The 2,876-nt window shown below is 72.2% G+C and carries 3 protein-coding genes; 2 read left to right on the top strand and 1 reads right to left on the bottom strand.

Annotated features, from left to right (window positions below; all coding sequences use genetic code 11):
- The first annotated feature begins 133 nt into the window (after positions 1 to 133).
- Both MTQ10_RS29540 and MTQ10_RS29545 read left to right on the top strand, forming a co-directional pair.
- The gene (locus MTQ10_RS29540; protein ID WP_247473484.1) at positions 134 to 640 is read left to right on the top strand and encodes a SigE family RNA polymerase sigma factor; all 507 of its coding nucleotides are present in this window, start codon (positions 134 to 136) and stop codon (positions 638 to 640) included.
- Between the two features lie 107 nt (positions 641 to 747).
- Complete coding sequence (locus tag MTQ10_RS29545) at positions 748 to 2,046, top strand: hypothetical protein (protein ID WP_247473485.1); 1,299 nt, start codon at positions 748 to 750, stop codon at positions 2,044 to 2,046.
- Positions 2,047 to 2,119: 73 nt separating this feature from the next.
- On the opposite strand, the gene MTQ10_RS29550 is transcribed toward MTQ10_RS29545, so the two are convergent.
- On the bottom strand, positions 2,120 to 2,707 hold the full coding sequence (locus MTQ10_RS29550) for a hypothetical protein (protein WP_247473486.1): 588 nt from the start codon (positions 2,705 to 2,707) through the stop codon (positions 2,120 to 2,122).
- Between the last annotated feature and the right edge of the window lie 169 nt (positions 2,708 to 2,876).

Genomic DNA, 2,876 nt, shown 5'->3' on the forward strand with positions numbered 1-2,876 from the left:
GGTCCGTGGGGTGGGGGCGGGGGGCCGAAGCCTGGCTGCGTCATGTGAAACATTCTCCCTGCCCCACCGCATCAGGGAAGTGAGGCCTCTTCTTCAGCCGGCTCACCGCCGGTTCACAGTCCAGGGGGATTGCATGCGACAGGTCCGCGCCGACGAGTACGCGGAGTTCGCCGCCGCTCGGGCCGGTCACCTCTACCGGTCGGCGTGTCTGCTGACCGCCGGGGACACCCATCTCGCGGAGGACCTGGTCCAGGAGACCCTCGGACGCCTGTACGTCCGCTGGTCGCGTGTGGCGCGCGCCGACAACCCGGCGGCGTACGCGCAGACGACGCTCACCCGCACGTTCCTCGCCCACAAGCGGCTGCGCAGGAGCAGCGAGCGCGCGACCGATGTGCTGCCGGACTCGGCCGCCGTCGCTTCGGACGCCACGCTGCGGCTGACCCTGCTGCATGCGCTGGGACAACTGCCCGCGAAGGACCGGGCGGTGGTCGTCCTGCGGTACTGGGAGGACCGGTCCGTGCAGGAGACCGCTTCCGCGCTGAACGCCAGCTCGGCCGCGGTGCGCACCCGGTGCACGCGGGCGCTCGCCCGGCTGCGGGCGCTGCTCGGTGAGGACATCGGCGAGTACGTACGTCCCTGAGCCGGGCCGCCGGCCCCTTCGGGCGGATGCCGCTCTCCTCTGCTCTCCTCTCCCCCTCTCCCCCTCTCTCCCTCCTCGACCTCGCGAAGCGAAACGGTGGATCATCCATGCCTCACGACCAGTTCAACGACCCCGACTCCGCCGGCGACGCCTTCGAGGCCCGCCTGTCCTCCGCCCTGCGTGACACGGGCGACTCCTTCGACGCCGACCGGGCCGGCCTGGTGGCCGCCGGTGCCGCGCGCGGGCAGCGGCTGAAGCGGCGGCGGCAGGCGGCCGTCTTCGGCGCGGTCACCGCGACGGTCGCGGCGGCCGTGGTCGGCGGGGTGCTGGTGCTGCCGGGCTCGGACGGCGACGCGGTCGCCGGGCAGCCGGCCGCGTCCGGCACATCGACCGCGCAGGGTGCGCCGGGTACGTCGGCGGAGCCGTCGCCGGCGTCCACCGCCACGCCCGCCGGTGTCACCGAGGAGCAGATGCTCTCGACGCTGAAGAAGCTGCTGCCGCACGGCACGGTGACCGGCGAGTCCGGGCGCGGATCGGACGCCCCGCCCGAGAACTCGCCGGTGGCGTCGGTCGTCTTCGACGACGGCAAGGGCCCGGCCGCGATCGAGGTGGCCATCGGCCGTGTGCAACCCGGCACCGAAGACGCCCGGCAGGCCGTGCAGTGCCCCGACAAGGTGTATGTGCAGTTCGACAACTGCTCGACGCACCGGCTCCCGGACGGGTCCGCGATCATGGTGTTCCAGGGGTACGAGTACCCGGACCGGCGTGAGGACACCAAGCACTGGTTCGCGGAGCTGGTCACGCCGACCGGGCAGCGCGTGTCGGTGATGGAGTGGAACGCCGCCGCGGAGAAGGGCGCCCCGGTCAGCCGGCCGACGCCGCCGCTGAGCCCCGCGGCGCTGACCGAGCTGGCGGCGGCACCGCAGTGGCGGTCGCTGGTGGACGCGATGCCGCAGAAGCCCGTCCGGCCGTCCACGAGCCCCGAGCGGCCCGGCGCGCCTGTGCGCAGCACGCTCGCCTCGCTGCTGCCTAAGGGGCTCACGATCGTCCACAAGTCCAGCGACGAGGAGGGGTTCGGGTACCTCGTCGTCGACGACGGCAAGGGTGCGAGCCTCGTTCAGGTGAACGTGCAGACCCGTATGAACGATGTCGCCGACGAGCTGTTCGGCTCCGATGCGGAGACGCTGCCGGACGGCACCCGCGTCGCCGTGCACCAGGGGCCCGGTGAGAAGGGCGGCGAGGGCGTCGTGATGTGGACCGTGGACACCCTGCGGGCCGACGGGCGGCGGGTCGTCATCAGCGCGTTCAACTCGGGTCAGCAGTCCACGGCCAGGACCCGCGAGACCCCGGCGCTGACCGTGGCCCAGATGCGGGAGATCGCCCTCAGCCCTGCCTGGTGGAAGTAGGCGGCCCGGCCGGTGGCATGCGGGGCGGGGCCGTCGGGGAGACCGGCGGCCCCTCGCCGTGCGTACGGCCGGCTCAGTCGCCGTACTGGACCGGCCGGTACGCCTTGTACTCGCTGCCCCGCTTCAGGCCGTACGTCAGCGAGCGGTGGTCGGTGCCGTGCCGGCCGCGCTGCTCGTAGGCGGTGTACGAGGTGTGCTTGGAGTTGTTCCACTTCTCGAAGATGACGACGTGCCGGGACCTGCTGTCGCCGATCGCGTCGATGACGAGATCGCCCGGCTTGAGCTGGCTCATCTTGATGGGCTTGGTGATGCTGCGCGTCCTGGCGAGGGCGACCGTGTTCGGGCCGGGCGCGGCCAGCCCGAGCGCCATGGAGGCATAGCCGGAGCAGTCCTGCCGGTAGCCGTCCTTCCAGCGCTTCGTCTGGCTGTACGGCACCTGGTGGCCGTGGTTGGCGGTCAGCCAGGTGCGGGCACGCTTCAGCGTCTGCGCCCGGGTGCTCTTCCCCGCCGACGGCAGGGACTTCGCCGAGGCGGGGGTGCCCTTGGCGGCCGTGGTGGCGGCCAGTCGCGGCTCCGCCCGGGCGGGCAGGGCCGCGCCGGCGCCGGTCAGAACGGCGCCGGCGACCAGCACGGACAGGATCGTCAACCTGGACTTGGACACAGGTGTTCCTCGCTTCTTTGCCGGTGGACGCCCGGCACGCCGTGGATGCTCCTATGGCTGTCAAGCCGCTGGAGCCAGGTCGGTTTGAGTGATTCGTTCGGTCGGTGTGCTGGTCAGGGCCCGGTAGACCTCGCGGGCCACGAAGCGTTTGAGGCAGCGCATGATGTCC

This window comes from Streptomyces sp. XM83C, assembly GCF_023072675.1.
GTDB lineage: Bacteria > Actinomycetota > Actinomycetes > Streptomycetales > Streptomycetaceae > Streptomyces > Streptomyces thermocoprophilus.